The following is a 17,666-nucleotide window of genomic DNA, read 5'->3' as shown; positions in this document are numbered from 1 at the left end:
CCCTTTGTCGTTGTGTCAGCGCGATGCCGCGATCTGCTTGCTCCGCAGCTGACCGCAGGCCGCGTCGATGTCCGCGCCATGCTCGAGCCGCACGCTGACGCTCACGCCGCGCTTCTTGAGCGCGTCGTAGAAGCCGCGCACCGCCTCCTGCTCGCTGCGCTGGTATTGGCTGTGCTCGTCCACCGGATTGTACGGAATGAGGTTCACGTTCACCTGGCTCCGGCGCGCCTCGCCGATCAGATCGGCCAGCTCCTCGGCATGCTCCCGGCGGTCGTTCACATCCTTGAGCAGAATATATTCGAGCGTGAGCCGCCGATTCGTCCGCTCCAAATAATAATCGATCGCGTCCATCAGCTTCGCGATCGGAATCGCGCGATTGATCTTCATGATGCGCGTGCGCAACTCATCGTTCGGCGCATGCAGCGATACGGCCAGATTCGTCTGCAGATCCGAATCGGCGAACTCCCGCAGCTTGTTCGCGAGCCCGCTCGTAGACACGGTGATATGGCGCGGACCGATGGCCAGCCCTTTGTGGTCCTTCATCACGCGGATGAAGTCTGCCATATTGTCGTAGTTGTCGAACGGCTCCCCGATGCCCATCACGACGATATGGCTGACGCGGTCGTCCTCGCCGTCCGCGTCGAGGAACGCCTGCACCTGCATGATCTGCTCCGCGATCTCGCCCGCCGACAGATCGCGGCTCTTGGCGAGCAGGCCGCTCGCGCAGAAGCTGCAGCCGATATTGCAGCCGACCTGGGTCGTCACGCATACGGACAGACCGAACTTGTGCCGCATGAGCACCGTCTCGATCAGATTGCCGTCGCGCAGCCGGAACAGAAACTTCACGGTCCCGTCCGCGGACTGCTGCTTCACATGCTCCTCCATCGTCCGCAGCGCGAAGCTGTCCTCGAGCGCTCCCGCGCAGGCCGGATCGAGCTCCGCAGCCAACTCCTCGAAGCTTGAGATTCGGCTGCGGTAGAGCAGCTCCCATACCCGGTCCGCCCGGGACTTCCTGAAGCCGCGCTCGGCCAGCCAAGCGGCCAACCGATCATAAGGCAAGCCGTAAATAGATGGCTTGTTCATGTCGAATATCTCTCCTCTATTCCTTCTATCGGTTGAGCACGTTGTCTTCCAGCACCACGTACTTGTCTCCGGATTCCTTGATGATATGCTGCTCGCCCCAAGCGCACAGCGAGTCCAGAATCGACTTCAGACTCCATCCGTATGCGCTGAGCTCGTATTCGACGCGGGGAGGCACTTCGTTGTAAACGATCCGGTTGACGATGCCGTCGTCCTCCAGCTCCCGCAGTTGCTGCGTGAGCATCTTCTGCGTGATCGCGGGCATGAGACGCTTGAGCTCGCTCGTGCGCTTCTTGCCGTACGTCAGATGACACAGGATGACGCACTTCCATTTGCCGCCGATGACCTCGAGCGTCGCCTCCACGGAGATGTTGTATTTTTTAGCCAACGCGATGTCGCTCCTTCCGCATGCCGCCATGGGTACTTTTTAGCATCTATATCACTTCAAAGTACGTACTATCCATCCTGACGCCATTGATCCATAATAGCACTCACCGGCCGGGATATCTACTACAGGAGTGGGAGCTGCATCCCGCCTGCAGCAGCCCGCGCTGCGGGCATACGCCGCCGAGCGCGGCAATCCGAATCGAGGCGTGGTCCCCGCTCATGCAAGGGGGATTGCTGGACGACCCGGCGCTGAGCGGGATCGCGACCCGGCACGGCGAATCCGTCGTCCAGATCATCATCCGCTGGAATCTCGAGATCGGCGTGGCGACCGTCGCCAGGTCGACCCGGGCGCATCGGCTCGCGGAGAACGCCGACGTATTCGACTTCGCTCTGACTGAGGAGGATCATCTTCTGATCGCGGCGATGGACCGGGGCGAGAGGGAAGGTCCCGATCCGGATCATTTCGACTTTTAACCAAACAAACGGCGCCGCTCTCCATCGGGGAGCGGCGCCGTTCTATATTCGCCGGACGCCTGTCGCCTGACGCGCGATTGCGCCTGACGCTGCTAGGCGAGCGCTGACTTGCCGACGCCCCGCTCCCACAGCGCGGAGCTCTGGCGGGTGATCTCCGGGTCCGCCTCGCAGGCTCGCTCCCAGGCTTCTACGCATGCGGGCTCGAAGTGCGTCCCCTTGCTCTCCAGCAGGATGGCCATCGCCTCTCCGTGCGACATGGCCGGCCGATAGGCCCGCGTGCTCGTCAGCGCGTCGTATACGTCGGCGACCGCCACGATGCGCGCCATGAGCGGGATCTGCTCGCCGGCCAGGCGATCCGGGTAGCCTTCGCCGTTCCACTTCTCGTGATGCGATCTGACGATGCCCAGCTCCTCCTCCATGAACCCGAGGCTCCTGCACATCTCGTATCCCCGCACTGGGTGCTCCTCGATGATTGCCCGCTCCTCCGCCGTGAGCCGCCCCGGCTTGTTCAGGATGGCGTCTGGCGTCTCGATCTTGCCGACATCGTGCACGATCGTCCCGCCGACGAGCGCCCGGAGCTGGTCGGGACGCAGCTGCAGCTGCTCCGCGATCCTGAGCGCATACAGCGTGACGCGGAAGTTATGGCCCGCCGTATACGGGTCCTTGCTCTCCGTAGCGAGCATCAGCGCCTTGACGCTCGGCTGCAGCGCGTTCGTGATGCGCTCTACCGGATCCGTCGTGAACAGCCCCGTGATCGCGCCCGACAGCGAGCGCTTGGAGGCGTACTGGCGGTACAGCCCCGCCAGCATGACCAGCATCGAGGCCAGCAGCAAGAAGTGGTACAGCCACCAGCTGCTGCGCCACACCTCTCCCTGCGTCATGATGAGCTGGGCTGCGATGAGCCAGGCCGCGCCGTAGACGATCGCCAGCTCCAGCGGGAAGCGCGAATACAGGTAGGCGCGATAATAACGGTAGCCGGTGACGAGGTTGACGGCGATCACCATCAACGTCAGCGAGCCGTTCAACGGATAGACATCAAGCCGGACGAAGTCGACCAGCTCGGGATACAGCAATCCGGCCAGGCCCGCCAGCGACAGCAGCCCGGTCCACAGCGGCAGCAGATGACGTTCGTGGCGAGAAAAAAAACGAATAAGCGGATGGTCCGAATGCCAGGAGGACAGCCACAGCCAGAATGTGGCGAAGATGACGCTGAGCGGCGCGCTGATGCCGGGCAGATGCGAGACATGCAGCAATTGATTAGGCGTCGACAGCCCGTGTACCATGAACAGGACGGACAGCGACATAAACGACAGCGACAGGAAGCTTACTTTGATATTGCGTACCCGTCTGCCGGCTACGCCTACGATCGCGGCCATGACCAGCGACAGCAGCGAGACGATCGTCACGATATAAAAGTGCGCGCCGGGCAGCATGAATACGGTGTCCCAGCCAGGCTGTCTTCTTAAAATCTCAAACGCAAGGTAAGGGAGGATGGAGGCGGTGAGCGGGCCTGTCAGCGAGCGTGCTTTCATCTGCGGATTCTCCGTTTCCCCGAACCGGGACATTTGGCCTGTATCTATCCTCACTATAAATTATGCCGGCCGAAATGGAAATACTGGAATACGCATCTTGCCGCGCCTGGGTCTTGGCACCTATGAACGCCCGATCGCCCTTGCCTGCTCGTCCAGCTGGCGGGCAGCCTCGTCGATGCTGCGGAACGCCTCCGACGCTTCGCGGAGCATCCGCATGCCCTCCTCCATCGACGACTGCGAACGCTTCGTTCCCTTGCCGATCTCGGCCATCCGCTCGACGACCTCCTCCACTTCCCCGTTCGCATTTTTCGCCGCCTCCTGCACCTGGCCCGCGAGCTTGCGCACTTCGGTGGCGACGATGTCGAAGCCCCGGCCGTACTCCCCTGCATGAGCCGCTTCGATCGCCGCATTCAGCGCGAGCAGCTGCGTCTGCGACGACACTTCACGAATTGTCCGTACGATGCCGCGAATCGCGTCCGTCCGGCGCTCCAGCAGCTGCAGACGATCGAAGTTCGCCAGCGCATCCGACTGCAGCCTCGCGATTGCGGACTCGACCTGATCGCTTTTGGCAATGCCGTCATCCGCCCGGTTCAGCAGTACCTGCGCCATCTGCTTCAACCTGTCGGCCAGCATGAGCGCAGTCTGCTCGCGGAGAGTGATGTCCGTCGCAATCTTGATTACGGACCCATATTCGCCGTCTTTGCCCCGAACCGGCATATACGTCGCTTCCAGCCACAGCAGCCGTCCGTCCTTCGCGACCCGCTGAATTTTCTCCTGGAACATCTTCCCGGCTCGCAGATCGGCCCACAGCTGGCGATAGGCTTCGCTGGCGGCGAACGCCGGCGTGCAAAACCTTCGATGCGCCATGCCTCGCATCTCTGCCTCTGTATAGCCCATCGCCTCCGCAAAGTTGCGGTTGGCCCACAGCACCGTGCTGTCCATGTCGAACGCGATCATGGCGAGGGAGCGTTCCATCGCCTTCCATACGGCATCCAGTTCGAACGCTTGCTGATTTTCCTCGACGAGCGGCGTCTCATGCATCCCTTCATTGCCTACCTTCTATTCGCATTATGTGTATAATTTATGTATAGATATTAAACATTATTGTACATAATTTATACTCCTTTGCAACAAGACGCCGGATAATAATTTTGCAGTTCAATTTATGTGGATTTAAGAAGAAGTTCTGTATCAATTATGTATAATGTTCGGTGGAGGTGCTGCATGTACAGCATTCAGAAAGTGTCGGATATGCTGGGCATTCCCGGCGTCACGCTGCGCGCCTGGGAGACCCGCCACCATATCGTCAATCCGCTCAGGAGTGCGGGCGGACACCGCCTCTACAGCGAAGAGGACATCGCAAAACTAAGATGGGTCAAAAAGCGGATGGCTGAGCACGGCATGAAAATCGGGGAAATCGCGCAGCTGCTCAAGGAGGAGAAGAAGCCTTCCGGTTTGGCGTCCGCCTCCGACGGGGACGAGAACCGCAGAGCACTATGCGAAGCCCGCATTGACGAACGTCTGTATGCCGCGTTGATCGCGTTCAATACGGAGGAAGCCAACGAGATTATCGATCTTGCCCTTTCCCTGCACGGATACGAAAAAGCGTTTCATGAGATCATCGCGCCCCTGCTGGTTCGGATCGGCACCGACTGGGAAGCGGGAAAACTCGCGGTCGCGCAGGAGCATTTTGCGTCGCAGCTCGTCCTGCAGCGATTTTTGCAAATTTTCCGGCTGCTGCCGGTCGATCGGCGATTGCCCGTCGCCGTCGCTTTTTGCCCGCCCGGAGAGCATCATCATCTCGGGCTGCTGCTGTTCAGTCTTTTTCTGCGCAAGAAGGGCGTCGATGTGATCTACCTGGGACCCGACACTCCTTATGAAGGTCTGGACCAAATTATACGGCTCAAAAATGTGAGAGCGGCGGTCGTATCCGTCACCGATCCCCGTCTTGTCGGGGCGCTCATGGACTGGGTGGAGCAATCGCTCGCGCGGCATCCGGAGCTCGATGTGCTCCTCGGCGGAATGGGTTTGGCGGAGCCGTCCGTCAAGCGCCGACAACGCGATCGCGTTCATTACGAGGACAGCGTCAATTGGGAGACGTGGTATCGGCTTCATTTCATTTCGTAGATAGACCAAAAGCCCTATCGAAAAGCAAAGTTTCGGCCGGGAAATAGCGTTTCGTACAGGAATTTGATTCATACTGTCGAATTTTAGTAGAGCGCAGACCTTCTACTTCTTTTCCCTGGCTGCGACTGGCAGAATGATCACAAAAGTAAGACGAGGTGCGCGATGAAACCGGTTCGCTTAATCGCAGCGTTGTGGTATGCCGCAGCAATCGCAGCGCTGTTCATCATAGGGCCGAAGATCGGCTGGGCAGCGGCGCCGGAGGTAAAAATCGACCATTGGCAGGTCATGTGGATCGGCGAGCATGAGCAGCCTGGCGATGCCCCTCCCCGAGACCGTCCATGGAACAAAGTAGAGGCTTCCTCGCCGCAGGTCGACCTGCCCAAAGGAACCAAGGGCGCGTGGGTTCGCCTTCAGGTGCCGGCGACGATGTCCTGGCAGCGGCCCGGCTTGTTGGTCGGCCGGCTGTACGGCCTGGACCTGTCCGCCTACCGGGACGGCATGCTGCTGTACGAGTCGAAGCGCGACTTCGACTTCCAGCTGAATCGGCTGCTGCTGCCCTTGGGCAGCTACGAAGAGGAAGTCGCGATCGATATCCGCATCCTCACGACCGGGACGCGCGCAGGCTTCATCACGAACGCCCGCATCGGGGAATTCGGGCCGCTCGAAGAAAGCTACGTCCGCAAGGAGCTGCCCGACCTGCTGCTCGGGGGCTCGATCATATTCCTTGCGTTCATCATGCTGGTCTGTTCGAGCTATCTGAACCGACGTCAGCGAAGCTCCTGGATCTCGCTGTGCCTGATCGCGCTGACGATCGGGACGCTGATCGCCGTGTACTCGCCGATGCCGTACATTTATTACAAACCGTATGCCAATCTGTTTCTGTCCATGTTCGACTTGTCCATGTTCGTCCTGTTCCCCGCGCTCAGCTACTACGTCGACCAGGTGCTTGAGGGACGATTCCGGTTTTTCACAAGATTCGGCCGCTGGCAGGCGGGCTACTCGGTATTCGGCATCGCCGCGTTTATCGTCTACAAGCTGACGGACGGGCGCTTCTACGATCAGTATTATATCGTCTCCATCCTCGTGATGGGATCGATCATCCTCGTGCAAATGCTGCTGATCGCCGGATTGTCCGTCTCGCACGGCGTCCGCGGCGACAAGAACGCGCTGATCCTGTCGGCCGGCCTTTTCCTGCTGACGCTGTCCGGGGCCGCCGATCTGACGCTCTATTATATGAGCGGCAAGAGCTACGTCCTGTTCCTGTGGAAAATCGGAGTGATCTTGTTTATCGTCGTGATGGTGGTCATCCTCGCGCGGCGCATATCGGCGGATTATCGGACACTGCTCACCTACTCCAAGCAGCTGGAGCTGTTCAATCACCGGCTGGAGCGTACGGAGAAGCTGAAGATCATCAGCGATCTGGCCGCCTCCGTCGCCCACGAGGTTCGCAATCCGCTCCAGGTCACGCGAGGTTTCCTGCAGCTGCTGTCGGGAAGAGGCGACCACGAGAGCAAGAAGTACTTCAATATCGCCGTCAGCGAGCTGGATCGCGCCTCGGGCATCATTACGGACTTCCTGACCTTTGCGAAGCCGGAGCTGGATACCCTGTCCGTTCTGGATCTGGAGCATGAGCTTGCGCAGCTCGAGGTCATCATCGCGCCGCATGCGGCGCTGTACGGCGGACGGCTCAAGATTAACGCAGAGCCCGCTCTGACGGTCCTCGGCAGCTCCTCCAAGTTCAAGCAGGCGTTGATCAATCTGCTCAAAAACAGCATCGAGGCGTTCGGGGAAGACGGATATATCGAGATCAATGCCTATGCGGAGGATGGAGAGGCGGTGCTATGGATCAAGGATAACGGCGAAGGCATGGATGAGGCGCAAATCGCCAAGCTCGGCGTCCCTTACTTCTCAACCAAGTCCAAGGGAACGGGGCTGGGGACGATGGTCACATTCCGCATCATCGAGGTGATGAAGGGAACGATCGAATTCAAGAGCAAAAAGGGCGAGGGAACCGAAGTGTTGATCCGGCTCCCCTTAGCCAATGAGACCCTGCCCTTGGAAGCGGCTGCCGCCGCCGAATTACCAGACGAGTTGTAAGTTGTTCGGGTCGCCGGCGACATCCTCGGGATTCGGCGGAATGACCAGATAGTAGTGTGTGCCGGTCTCTTCGACGGCCGTCACCTCGATCTCCTGAGGCAGCTCAACCCCGAACGCCGCCTTGACGGCACCCTTCGGATCTGCCAGCAGCTGTTGCTTGAACGCAGCATCTTCCCACGCTTTTTTGATAATCTGCACTTTTAATGTTTCTAAAGACATATTTTCACTGCCTTTCGTAGGATAAATGGACCCTCCCATATCCTACCATAAAACTAGGCAGTTCGTCCCTATAAATCTTGCATTTTTGATAAAAAATACGAAAACCCGCCACCGCTCGCCAGCTTGTCCGTCGTCTCCTTCGCCGCCTGCCGGTCCTGCTCGATGCCGAGCAGAATCGAGCGCTGGAATCGGACGAGTCCCGGCGCGGCCTCCGGCAGCACGGCCAATCGTTCGCCGTATCCGCTCACGATGGATGCGAGGCGGTCCAGCGCCTCCTTGTGGTATATCGCCTGCAGAACTTGACGCTCCTCCAGAGGCGCATCCTCGGGCAGCTTCAGGCAATCTTGCCTGACGAGCGTGAGGAAGGCGTTGCAGCGCTCATCCGGCAGATCCTCGCGCCAGTCGGCCCAATCGTCTGCCAGCTGCAGCGACGCGAGCGCCAGGTCGACGGCTTCCTCCATACCGGCGATGCGCGCCGGAGCGCCGGACGACAGCAGCAAACCCGCGGCGCACAGCTTCACGGGCGCCGACTTGCGGGCGAGCGCCCGCGCCTCGCGGGGATCCGCGCGGCGGATGCCCTCCTCCGCGACAGCCGCCCCCCACTCCGCCAGGTAGACCCGGTAATGCTCCCACAGCGGGGAGTCCGGCGGATAGTGGCGCCCGTAGCGCTCCAGGAACAGCGCGTGCAGCAGCTGTCCGGCAGCCAGCGCCTGCCGCCTGCCGAGCCCCGCGTCGCTGCCGTCCATCAGATCGTCCAGCAGAAAAAAGTGCAGCATCGCATACACGTTGCCCGCCGCCAGATCGCGGCGCAGCTCGGCGGGCGCTTCCGTCCGCTCGCCCATCCACGTCGGCAGCAGGAAAGCGATATAGTTCGAGGCGCGGCCCTGCGCCGACGGATCGGCGCGAACGATCAGCGAACGGATCGACTCGCCCAGCGTCCCCGTATATCGCGCGGCGCCAGCCGCCGCATCCGCGAAGATTGCGGCAATCTCGCCGGCGTGTTCGCTTAAAGTCTGTTCCATCTCCCCGTGCAGCCTCCCTTGAAAGGTGAATGGTCTACTCCTGTGACCGGCCCGAGTCCTCCGGTTCGCCCGCCGCCCGATCATGCAGCACATAGCCCCGCTCAAGCCGAATGGGCTCGAAGTCCGGCGGGAGACTCGCATCCGCGATCCCGCCAGCGCCTGCCACCAATATCAGATTGGCGCCGTCCTCCCTGTCCTGCGTCCGATGCGCCAGCGCAGTCGTGCTGGCAAATGCGGCCTCCAGCGTGGCCAGCATCGAGGCGACCCGCTTGTCCCCTCTGCCGCGTCCGATGACGTTGATCAGCATCGCGCCACCTGTCCGCAGCTTGCCGCCCGCCATCTCATAGAACTCGAGCGTCGCCAGATGAGGCGGCGTGCCTTCGCTCGTGAAGGCGTCCACGACGATGTAATCCAGGCTCCCCGCTCCGGCCTGCGCCAGCAGCGCGCGGCCGTCGCCGACGGCCACATTGTCCTGCATATAGCCGAAGTATTCGCGGCTGAGCGCGACGACGCGCTCGTCAAGCTCGGCGACGTCGATCCGCCGGTCCCTGTAGTGACGGGCGAGCGTGCCCGCGCCATGGCCGATGACGAACGCCCGGTCGAACGACGGCCGGATCGTATCCATCAAGCGGATCATGGCCCGCTGATAAGGCAGCACGACGCGGGAGGGGGCCCGCAGGTCGATCGCGCCCTGCACCGCCCCGTCTGCGAATTGCAGCACGCGGAACTTGCCGAGCTCGCCGTACAGCTCGGTCGTGTCGCAGACCCTTAGCGTGTTGAACGGGCTCCGCTCAGACGTGAGCAGATGCATGCGGCACCGCCTCCTCGTCCTGCGCCGCCGCCCGCTTCGCTCCCGTCCGCGGCGGCAGGCCTGCGCTGCCGAGCGCCCTCGCGAGACGGGCCGCGCCCTCGCGGATCGCATCCTCCTGCAGATGCCCGTAGCCCAGCAGCAGGCAATCCGCTCCGATCAGCGCGGCCTCCACCCCGGCCTCGCGCAGCCTTGCCTGCAGATCGGCGGGCGGCGCGGCCAGCCGGACGGCGATATGCAGCCCGGCCGCTCTGCCGAGCACGCGCAGCCGGTCTCCCAGCCCCTCCCGGAGGCTGTCGACGAGCATCTGCCGGCGCCTGCGGTAGAGCTTGCGCATCCGATGCACATGCGCATGCAGCGTCCGGCGCTCCAGGAAGCCGGCCAGCGCGAGCTGCTCCGGCCGCGAATTCTCATAGTCGGCCAGCCGCTTCAGGCGGGTGCAGGCGGGCACCCAGGCCGCAGGCAGGACGATGTAGCCGAGGCGCAGCGCCGGCGACAGAATCTTGCTGAATGTGCCGATGTACAGCACCCGCTCCGGCGCCAGGCTATGCAGCGAGTGAACGGCAGGCGCATCGTAGATGAACTCGCTGTCGTAATCGTCCTCGAGCACATAGCCGCCGCTGCGCGCCGCGTAGGCGAGCAGCTCGATCCGGCGGGGGATCGGCATCGCGCCGCCGAGCGGGAATTGATGGGACGGCGTCACATAGATCAGCTTGGGACGGATGCCGTCCGGCAGCATGGACGTCCGGAGTCCGGCTTCGTCGACCGGCACGCCGTGCACGCGGGCGCCCGTCCGCCCGATCAGGCTGCGCACCTCCGCGATCGTCGGGCGCTCGACGATCGCGTCGTCTCCCGGCGACAGCAGCAGCTGCGCGGCGAGGCCGAGCGCCTGGATCGCGCCGCCGGTGACGACGATCCGATCCGGCGTCGTCTCCACGCCGCGGCTGTGCCGCAGGTACGCCGCCAATGCCGCGCGCAGCTCCGGCTCGCCCGCCGGGTCCCCGTAGCCGAACAGGCTGTCCGGCGCCTCCCGGCAGACGCGCCGCAGCGCGTCCGACCACGCGTTGCGGGGGAACCTGTCCATCGCGGGGCTCCCCGTGCGGAAGGAGATCGCGCCGCCGGGCTCCGTCTCGTCCAAGGGCACGGCCGGCCGTGCCCAGACCGGCGGCGGCGCCGGAGACGGCGAAGGCACGCTGTCCTCCGCCGGCAGCGCGGCCCCCTTCGCCACGAAGGTGCCCGCGCCCGTGCGCGCAACTACGATCCCTTCGGCCAGCAGCCGTTCGTAAGCTTCCAGCACGATATTGCGGGACACCCCGAGCTGCGAAGCCAGCGCCCTGGACGACGGCAGCTTGCATCCCGCCTCGAGCTCCCCGCTCAAGATGCGGCTCCGCAGGCTCTGATAGACCTGGCTCAGCATCGGCACCTTCGACGCTTTATCGATCGCCATCCACACCGTGCGCGCCTCCTCTCCGAATTGGCCCTATTGAATTTTCCCGTAATCGGATCTATGTCAGACCACTTGCGATGATTAGAGTATACAGCAAGGACATCAGGAGAGGTGAATCGATTGGCAAACAACAACGCGCCGGCCGCTCATGCCAGCATGCTGGCCGCCGTCTTCTTCATCGGCAGCGCCGTCGTCGTCGGCAAGTGGTCCGTGCAGGCCATGCCCGTCTTCCTGTCGCAGGCGGCCGCGCTGGCCGCGGCGCTGCTCATTCTCGTACCGCTGGCGCTGTTCAAATACAAAAAAGAAACCCGCGTCGGCCGGCGCGACCTGCTCCTCCTGCTGCTGCAGGCACTGCTCGGCATGTTCTTGTACCGCGTATTCATGCTGTACGGACTGAAGCATGCCGCCGCGACGGACTCGGCCATCGTCACCAGCCTCACCCCGGCGGCGGTGGCGCTGCTCTCCTGGCTGCTGCTGCGGGAGCGGCTCACCTCCCGGCTGGCGGCCGTGCTGTACTATGGCTGGTTCGTCACCGCGGTCGCCTACCTGCTCTACTTCAGAGGCGTCACACTGCTGCCGTCCGCGACGGTGGCCGCCTACACGGCTGTTGTGCCGGTGAGCGCGCTGCTGCTGTCGAGCCTGCTGCTGGGCGAGCGCCTCGCCTGGCCGCTGCTTGTCGGCTCGGTCCTCGTCGTGGCAGGCATGCTGCTCATCGCCGGCTGCCGGGGTCGAGCGCAGCCGACGCGGTCCGCCGTCGAAGCGAGTCCGTCCTGCGCCTGCCCGCCCGCCAAGGAAGCGGCCCCGTCCTAGCCCGGCTTAGGCCGATATTTCATCTTATTTTAAGGCTGACGCGTTATAATGGCGGGTATTATCCGACAATGCGAAGGTCAGTGACATCATGCATATAATTGCACCGCAAGTGCCCCCGATCCGCACGGATCGTCTCCTCCTGCGCCCCGTGGAGCCGGACGACGCCGAGGAGCTGTACGCGCTAAGCTCGGACCCGCAGGTAACCCGGCTGCAGGACTGGAACGGCCCTGCCTCGATCGAGGAGACGCAGGCGATCATCGAGAGCTGGCGGCAGGGCTATGCCGAGCGGCGGTTGATGGCTTGGGGCGTGACGCTCCGGGGACGGCCGCCGTTGATCGGGACGGTGACGCTCATGCCGACGCGCGGCAGCTTCGAGGATCTCCCGCGGTTCCCGCTCGCGCTCGGGTACGACCTGAAGCCGAGCTTCTGGAACCGGGGCATCGCCTCCGAGGCGGTACGGGCCGCGCTTGAGTTCAGCCGTTCGTTCATCGGACCGCACCGGGTTCAGGCGGAGGTCCATCCCGACAATACGGCATCGCTGAAAATGCTGAGGAAGCTGGGCTTCCAGGAGGAAGGGCTGCTGAAGCACTACCTGATGCACGAGGTCACCAAGAAGTTCATGGACGTGATCCTGCTCGCGCTGCTGTTTAACTGAAGGCCGTGGCGGGAAGCCGTGCATGACCGTCGTCCATCCCTGCCGGACGGGCCTGGCGAGCGCCGGGCCTTAAGGGCCGTTCACTGGTGCCAGACCGCGATCAGAATCCGGTTGACGGCCCATAGGAACGGCAGCGCGGCAGCCCAGCCGGGTTGACCCGACGCGTACAGCGCGGCAGCCGCCAAGCCGAACAGCAAGAGCTCGATCGCCAGCCGCAGCGGAGCCTCCAGCGGCAGCGACGCCTTCGGCGACAGGAACATCCCCCAGATCACAGCCGCCAGGAGCGGCACGCCGATGCCGAGCAGCCAGCGGGCCGGCAGTCTGCCGCCGGTCTTGAAGCCCCAGTAGCCGAACGCCGCGAGCAAGGCCAGTTCAAGCGCAAATCTTAAGACCAGATTCATCATTTTTATCGCTTCCATACGATCTTCGCCTCCAAAAACTAATGTTATTAGTTTTATAATAACTAACTATATTAGTTTTGTCAAAATAATAAATGCCGGCCGATGCGAGAAGGCAGCCCGCTCCCTTTTCTCGCATGACGACCGGCATCTCCGCCATCCGTTTACAGCCCCGGGTCCGTGCCGAACGTTCTGCCGCAGGCGGAGCAGAACTTCGCCTCCAGCGGCGCCGTTTTGCCGCAGACGCACTCCTTTTCATCGGACAGCGCATTGATCTGCGCCTTGTTCTCCTGAATCTCCAGCTCGAGCGCCACAATCCGGTCGTACTTCGGCTGCAGCTCGTCGATGCCCGCTTCGGGCCGCCTGCCGACCGCCGCCTCGAACACCAGCTGGCCGATCTGCTGCTGCAGCTCCTCGATCTCCTTGCGCTTCGTACTGTTCTGCAGCTTGAGCCGGTTCACGTCGACCAGAATTTTGGCCTTGTTGCCCGCATCGTTCAATCCGGATTTGACTTTGTCCAGGAATCCCATAGGCACAGCCTCCTCGCTCAGATTCGATCCATATCGACCCCAGTATACTATATTATGCGGCGGTACGGACGGTAGCACTACGCCCGCATCCTCATCGAACCGCCTGTCTGGCCCCGGCGGCCATGCACGTGATCGTTGATAAGTATCACAAATGCGGACCGATTATAAAAATTAACATATTGTATCCCTCAAGTGTAAAATTGTCCCTCTTCACCATTTTCCCGCGGCCCTCCATGATGAAGATAGCACACGCTTTCATAGCCTTTGATTACGGAGGGAAGGAGAACAAGCAAACGCTTCGAAAGCGGACTTTTCCAACTAACTCATTGAGGTGATCCAGGTGACTTTGCACAGAAAGCGTTCGAACCGGTGGCTGCTGGCGCTGCTCGCATTCGCCCTGCTAATCTCCCCGTTCCTGGGGCTGAGGACGGCGGCGGCGGAAGGCGAAGGCGGAAGCGGCGGACAGGCGGCACCGGCACCGCGGGCGGAGACGCCGCAGAACATACGAGTCGTGAGCGTCACGCACAACTCCGTCACGCTCGATTGGGACGACCCGACCAGCGGCAACAACGACGTATGGTTTTTCCTCGTGCCGGACGACTACAAGGACTTCGGCAACGGCAGCAAAAAAACGTTCGCCGGCGGCTTCAAGCCGGAGACGACATACCAGGCCGTGCTCTCCTGGGACGGCCAACGCGCCAAAAAGAGCGATGTCTTCACCTTTACGACCGCCAAGGATACGAGCCAATACAAGGACATCCCGCTCGCCCCTCCGAGCTACTTAAAAATCGCGAATGTGACCGCCGATACGGCCACCCTGAGCTGGGGCGCCAGCCCGGACGCGGACAACTACGATTTTTTTGTGAATGGCGGATGGAAGGCCACGTCCCCCCAGACCTCCTATACGGTAACCGGTCTGACGAAGGGAACGACCTATAAATTCATGGCCCGCGCGCAAAATTCCAAAAAGACGCCATTGGAGTCCTCCAAGGACAGCAATGTAGTCGAGGTGAAGTGGGGCGAGCTGGCCAAGCCCCAGGCGCTGCAGACCGTAACCGCCACGCGTACGGCGGCTGCGCTGGGCTGGGCTTCGGTAGCGGGCGCCACCTACTACGATGTCTACCAGGACGGCAGTCTGGTCGGCACGAGCGCCGACAACCGCTATGCCGCGCTCAACCTGACCGAGGGCCGCTCTTACCAGTACAAGGTCGTGGCGAGGAACGAACTGTGGACCTCTCCCGAGAGCGACGCGCTGACTGTCGTGCCGGGCGCCGAATATACGAATGTCACCTACTATATGTCATGGGCGTCCTCGAACACCGCGCGCAACTACCAGGTCGCCGATATGGACGTATCCCAGATCACGCACATCAACTACGCGTTCTCGGATGTATGCTGGAAGAAGTACGGCAGCAACGCCAAGCCATGTGAAGATGCGTCCGTCTCCGAACAGAACCGCTACGTTTATGACGGCGAGATTCTGATGGGCGACCCCGAGGCCGATCCGAACAACTTCGCGGAGCTGAGGAAGCTGCGCGACGCGCATCCGAGCCTGAAGCTGCTCATCTCCGTCGGCGGCTGGTCCTGGTCCAACAACTGGTCCAATGTCGCCGCTACGGAGGAGGGACGCCGCTCCTTCGCGAATTCGACCGTCAAGTTCATTCGCGACCATCAGCTGGACGGCGTCGACATCGACTGGGAGTATCCGGTCGAAGGCGGCGAGGACGACACCGTCCACAGCCCGAACGACCCGCAGTATTTCCCGCTGCTCATGAAGTCGATTCGCGAAGCGTTCGATGCGGCAGGACAGCAGGACGGCAAGTATTACCTGCTGACGATCGCTTCCGGTCAAGGCGACAACTTCGTCCGCAATGCGGATCTCGGCACCTCGTCCAAGTACTTCGACTTCGTCAACATGATGGCCTACGACTACAGCGGCAGCTGGGAGACGCTCGCGCATCACAATGCGCCGTTGTACTACGATCCGGCTCACCCGAGGGCGGCCACCTCCGCTCCCCGCAACAACGTGCGCGGCGGCCTGCAGGGCCACCTGAACGGCGGCGTGCCGACGTACAAGCTGGTGACGGGCGTGCCATACTACGGCAAGGCCTGGTCGGATTGCCCGGCGAACGGACAGTATCAGACCTGCGGCGGCATTATGGACGGCTCCTGGGAATCCGGCATTCTGGACTATACGGATATCGAGGACAAGTTCATCGGCAAAAACGGCTATGTGCGCTATTGGAACGACCAAGCCAAGGTGCCGTATCTGTACAGCCCGGTCACCAAGGGCTTCGTCACCTATAACGACAAGACGACGATGATGTACACGTCCTCGCTCGTCAAGTCGCTCGATATCGCGGGCGTCATGAGCTGGGACATCAGCGGCGACCGCCACAAGACGCTGACGACGCAGCTCGTGCAGGATCTGCCGATCGATGGAAAATTCGACGCTTCGCAGCTGAAGGCGCCTACCGGACTGACTGCCGCCAGCCAAGGCGGCGGTGTCGTCCAGCTCGCCTGGTATCCGTCGGCGGGCGCCAACGGCTACGAGGTTTACGTGAACGACACGATGGTCGCCTCGGTCGCGGGTACGACCTATGCCGTCTCCTCGCTTAAGCCGAATACGAGCTACAGCATTCATCTGCTGTCGCTCGCTAAGACAAAAGACGGCACAGTGACAGAAGTATCGCCCGCCTCCGCGAAGCTGACCGTATCGACGTCGGAGGACGTCGTCAATCCGGGACCCGGATCGTGGCCGGGCACGCCGACTGCTCCCGCAGTCGAAGGGCAGCTCGCAGCCAATGTCGCGCTGAACGGCGACAAGGCTTCGATCACGCTCCAGGCTGCAGCAGCCGTCAAGGCGATCGAAGCCTCAAGCGGTACCGGCTTCAAGGTTCAAGCCGGGACAGGCGCAAAGCAGGCGGAGCTGGACATTCCGCCGGAGGTCGCCGCGGCGCTCGCGAAGAAGGGCGCAACCGCCAGCCTGTCGCTGCTCGTCGGCGATCGGGAGTACCGCATTCCGGCGGCGCTGATCGCGACGTCGGACACGATCCGCGTATCGGTGCTGACCGCGCCGGCGGCCGACGCGGCTGCGATCAACACTGCGTTGAGCGGCAAGAAGCTGCTGTCCGAGCCGACCGTCTTCAAGCTCGAACGGATCGCCGCCGACAAGACCGCGACCGTGCTCAAGGCGTTCGGCAAGTCGCCCGTGCGCATCGCCGCCGCGCTGGACGCCAAGAGCGTCGGCGCCAGCATCACGATTGCAGGCGTCGTGTACGATTCCGCCGTCGTCGGCTACCGTCCCGTGCCGACGCTGACGAAGGTCAACGCCGACGGCAGCGTCGCCGTAGAGCAGATCGCGACGACCAGCGGCAGCTACGCGCTCGCAGCGTCCGGCGCTCCGTCATTCGCCGACGCGCCCGCCCTCTGGGCACAGGACGACGTCGCCCAGGCCGCCGCCAAGCTCATCCTGACGACGGACGGCTCCGGCAAGCTCGCCGGCAAACAGAACGTGACGCGCGGCGAGATCGTCTCGATGATCGTGCGCGGACTCGGTCTCATACCGGGCGCCGACGCATCCGTGTTCGCGGACGTGCCCGCGGCCTCGAAGTACGCGTATGATATCGCAGCGGCGTACGACGCGGGTCTGGTCAAGGGCAGGACGGGCACGACGTTCGATCCGGACGGGTTCGTGACCCGCCAGGAGCTGGCCGTCATGCTGGCCAATGCGCTGAGCTACGCAGGCAAGACAAACGCTTCATCCAGCGCTGCGCTGGGCGGCTTCAAGGACCGGCAGTCCGTCGCGGCGTATGCCCGGGATGCCGTCGCCTGGCTGGTCGACGAGCAGATCATCCGCGGCATGTCCAAGACGACGATCGCGCCTCAGGCGACCGTCACCCGCGAGCAGATCGTCGTCACCGTGATGCGGGCGCTGCGCGCATTGGGCTACGCGAACTGACGATAGCCCGCATTCGAGCCGTTAAATAGCCAAAAGGAGCTGTCCCGCATTTATATCGACGGGACGGCTCCTTTTTGGCGTATGTCAGCCTGCTGCCGGGATCTGCGGTCCGGCCGCGC

Annotated in this window: 16 protein-coding genes; 6 read left to right on the top strand and 10 right to left on the bottom strand. The window is 62.4% G+C overall.

Annotation, left to right across the window (positions count from 1 at the left end; genetic code table 11):
* Positions 1 to 15: 15 nt before the first annotated feature.
* Complete coding sequence (gene rlmN, locus VQ071_RS06025) at positions 16 to 1,083, bottom strand: 23S rRNA (adenine(2503)-C(2))-methyltransferase RlmN (protein ID WP_340512989.1); 1,068 nt, start codon at positions 1,081 to 1,083, stop codon at positions 16 to 18.
* Positions 1,084 to 1,108: 25 nt separating this feature from the next.
* Positions 1,109 to 1,498 (bottom strand): winged helix-turn-helix transcriptional regulator, encoded by a 390-nt coding sequence (locus VQ071_RS06020; protein ID WP_340512988.1) that lies wholly within the window; start codon positions 1,496 to 1,498, stop codon positions 1,109 to 1,111.
* A gap of 188 nt (positions 1,499 to 1,686) precedes the next feature.
* On the opposite strand from VQ071_RS06020, the gene VQ071_RS06015 reads away from it, so the two are divergent.
* Positions 1,687 to 1,941, top strand: a complete 255-nt coding sequence (locus VQ071_RS06015) for an aldo/keto reductase (RefSeq protein WP_340512987.1) — start codon at positions 1,687 to 1,689, stop codon at positions 1,939 to 1,941.
* A 92-nt stretch (positions 1,942 to 2,033) separates the two neighbouring features.
* Here the strand turns inward: VQ071_RS06015 and VQ071_RS06010 are convergent, their stop codons facing one another.
* Both VQ071_RS06010 and VQ071_RS06005 read right to left on the bottom strand, forming a co-directional pair.
* Entirely contained in the window at positions 2,034 to 3,473 is a 1,440-nt protein-coding gene (locus VQ071_RS06010; RefSeq protein ID WP_340512986.1) for an HD-GYP domain-containing protein, read from the bottom strand.
* A 120-nt stretch (positions 3,474 to 3,593) separates the two neighbouring features.
* Positions 3,594 to 4,514, bottom strand: a complete 921-nt coding sequence (locus VQ071_RS06005; RefSeq protein ID WP_340512985.1) for a methyl-accepting chemotaxis protein — start codon at positions 4,512 to 4,514, stop codon at positions 3,594 to 3,596.
* A 183-nt stretch (positions 4,515 to 4,697) separates the two neighbouring features.
* Between VQ071_RS06005 and VQ071_RS06000 the strand changes: the two genes are divergently transcribed.
* Together VQ071_RS06000 and VQ071_RS05995 are read left to right on the top strand one after the other, a co-directional pair.
* Positions 4,698 to 5,600, top strand: a complete 903-nt coding sequence (locus tag VQ071_RS06000) for a MerR family transcriptional regulator (RefSeq protein WP_340512984.1) — start codon at positions 4,698 to 4,700, stop codon at positions 5,598 to 5,600.
* A 162-nt stretch (positions 5,601 to 5,762) separates the two neighbouring features.
* Positions 5,763 to 7,697 (top strand): ATP-binding protein, encoded by a 1,935-nt coding sequence (locus VQ071_RS05995; RefSeq protein WP_340512983.1) that lies wholly within the window; start codon positions 5,763 to 5,765, stop codon positions 7,695 to 7,697.
* Here VQ071_RS05995 and VQ071_RS05990 read toward each other — a convergent pair.
* The 4 genes from VQ071_RS05990 to pdxR all read right to left on the bottom strand — a co-directional run bounded on the left by VQ071_RS05990 (position 7,680) and on the right by pdxR (position 11,193).
* Complete coding sequence (locus tag VQ071_RS05990; RefSeq protein ID WP_340512982.1) at positions 7,680 to 7,916, bottom strand: NHLP leader peptide family RiPP precursor; 237 nt, start codon at positions 7,914 to 7,916, stop codon at positions 7,680 to 7,682. The two genes, VQ071_RS05995 and VQ071_RS05990, sit on opposite strands and share 18 nt — an antisense overlap.
* Before the next feature lie 68 nt (positions 7,917 to 7,984).
* Positions 7,985 to 8,938 carry a hypothetical protein gene (locus tag VQ071_RS05985; protein ID WP_340512981.1) on the bottom strand — a complete coding sequence of 318 codons (954 nt, stop codon included), beginning with the start codon at positions 8,936 to 8,938 and terminating at the stop codon, positions 7,985 to 7,987.
* Between the two features lie 34 nt (positions 8,939 to 8,972).
* The gene (locus VQ071_RS05980; protein ID WP_340512980.1) at positions 8,973 to 9,749 is read right to left on the bottom strand and encodes a spermidine synthase; all 777 of its coding nucleotides are present in this window, start codon (positions 9,747 to 9,749) and stop codon (positions 8,973 to 8,975) included.
* The gene (gene pdxR / locus VQ071_RS05975) at positions 9,730 to 11,193 is read right to left on the bottom strand and encodes a MocR-like pyridoxine biosynthesis transcription factor PdxR (RefSeq protein ID WP_340512979.1); all 1,464 of its coding nucleotides are present in this window, start codon (positions 11,191 to 11,193) and stop codon (positions 9,730 to 9,732) included. Before pdxR ends, VQ071_RS05980 begins: the two co-directional genes overlap by 20 nt.
* A gap of 120 nt (positions 11,194 to 11,313) precedes the next feature.
* Here pdxR and VQ071_RS05970 point away from each other — a divergent pair, with 120 nt between their 5' ends.
* Together VQ071_RS05970 and VQ071_RS05965 are read left to right on the top strand one after the other, a co-directional pair.
* Positions 11,314 to 12,003 (top strand): DMT family transporter, encoded by a 690-nt coding sequence (locus tag VQ071_RS05970; protein ID WP_340512978.1) that lies wholly within the window; start codon positions 11,314 to 11,316, stop codon positions 12,001 to 12,003.
* Between the two features lie 88 nt (positions 12,004 to 12,091).
* A complete protein-coding gene (locus VQ071_RS05965) occupies positions 12,092 to 12,658 on the top strand; it encodes a GNAT family N-acetyltransferase (RefSeq protein ID WP_340512977.1) in 567 nt (188 codons plus the stop codon).
* An 80-nt stretch (positions 12,659 to 12,738) separates the two neighbouring features.
* On the opposite strand, the gene VQ071_RS05960 is transcribed toward VQ071_RS05965, so the two are convergent.
* Both VQ071_RS05960 and VQ071_RS05955 read right to left on the bottom strand, forming a co-directional pair.
* Positions 12,739 to 13,077 (bottom strand): YrdB family protein, encoded by a 339-nt coding sequence (locus VQ071_RS05960; RefSeq protein WP_340512976.1) that lies wholly within the window; start codon positions 13,075 to 13,077, stop codon positions 12,739 to 12,741.
* 143 nt (positions 13,078 to 13,220) lie between these two features.
* Positions 13,221 to 13,586 carry a zinc ribbon domain-containing protein gene (locus VQ071_RS05955; RefSeq protein WP_340512975.1) on the bottom strand — a complete coding sequence of 122 codons (366 nt, stop codon included), beginning with the start codon at positions 13,584 to 13,586 and terminating at the stop codon, positions 13,221 to 13,223.
* Between the two features lie 340 nt (positions 13,587 to 13,926).
* Here VQ071_RS05955 and VQ071_RS05950 point away from each other — a divergent pair, with 340 nt between their 5' ends.
* Positions 13,927 to 17,547 carry a glycosyl hydrolase family 18 protein gene (locus VQ071_RS05950; protein WP_340512974.1) on the top strand — a complete coding sequence of 1,207 codons (3,621 nt, stop codon included), beginning with the start codon at positions 13,927 to 13,929 and terminating at the stop codon, positions 17,545 to 17,547.
* Positions 17,548 to 17,666 lie beyond the last annotated feature (119 nt).

Source organism: Cohnella sp. 56 (assembly GCF_037963805.1).
Classification (GTDB): Bacteria; Bacillota; Bacilli; order Paenibacillales; family Paenibacillaceae; genus Cohnella.
This window is presented reverse-complemented; position numbering and strand designations above follow the sequence as displayed.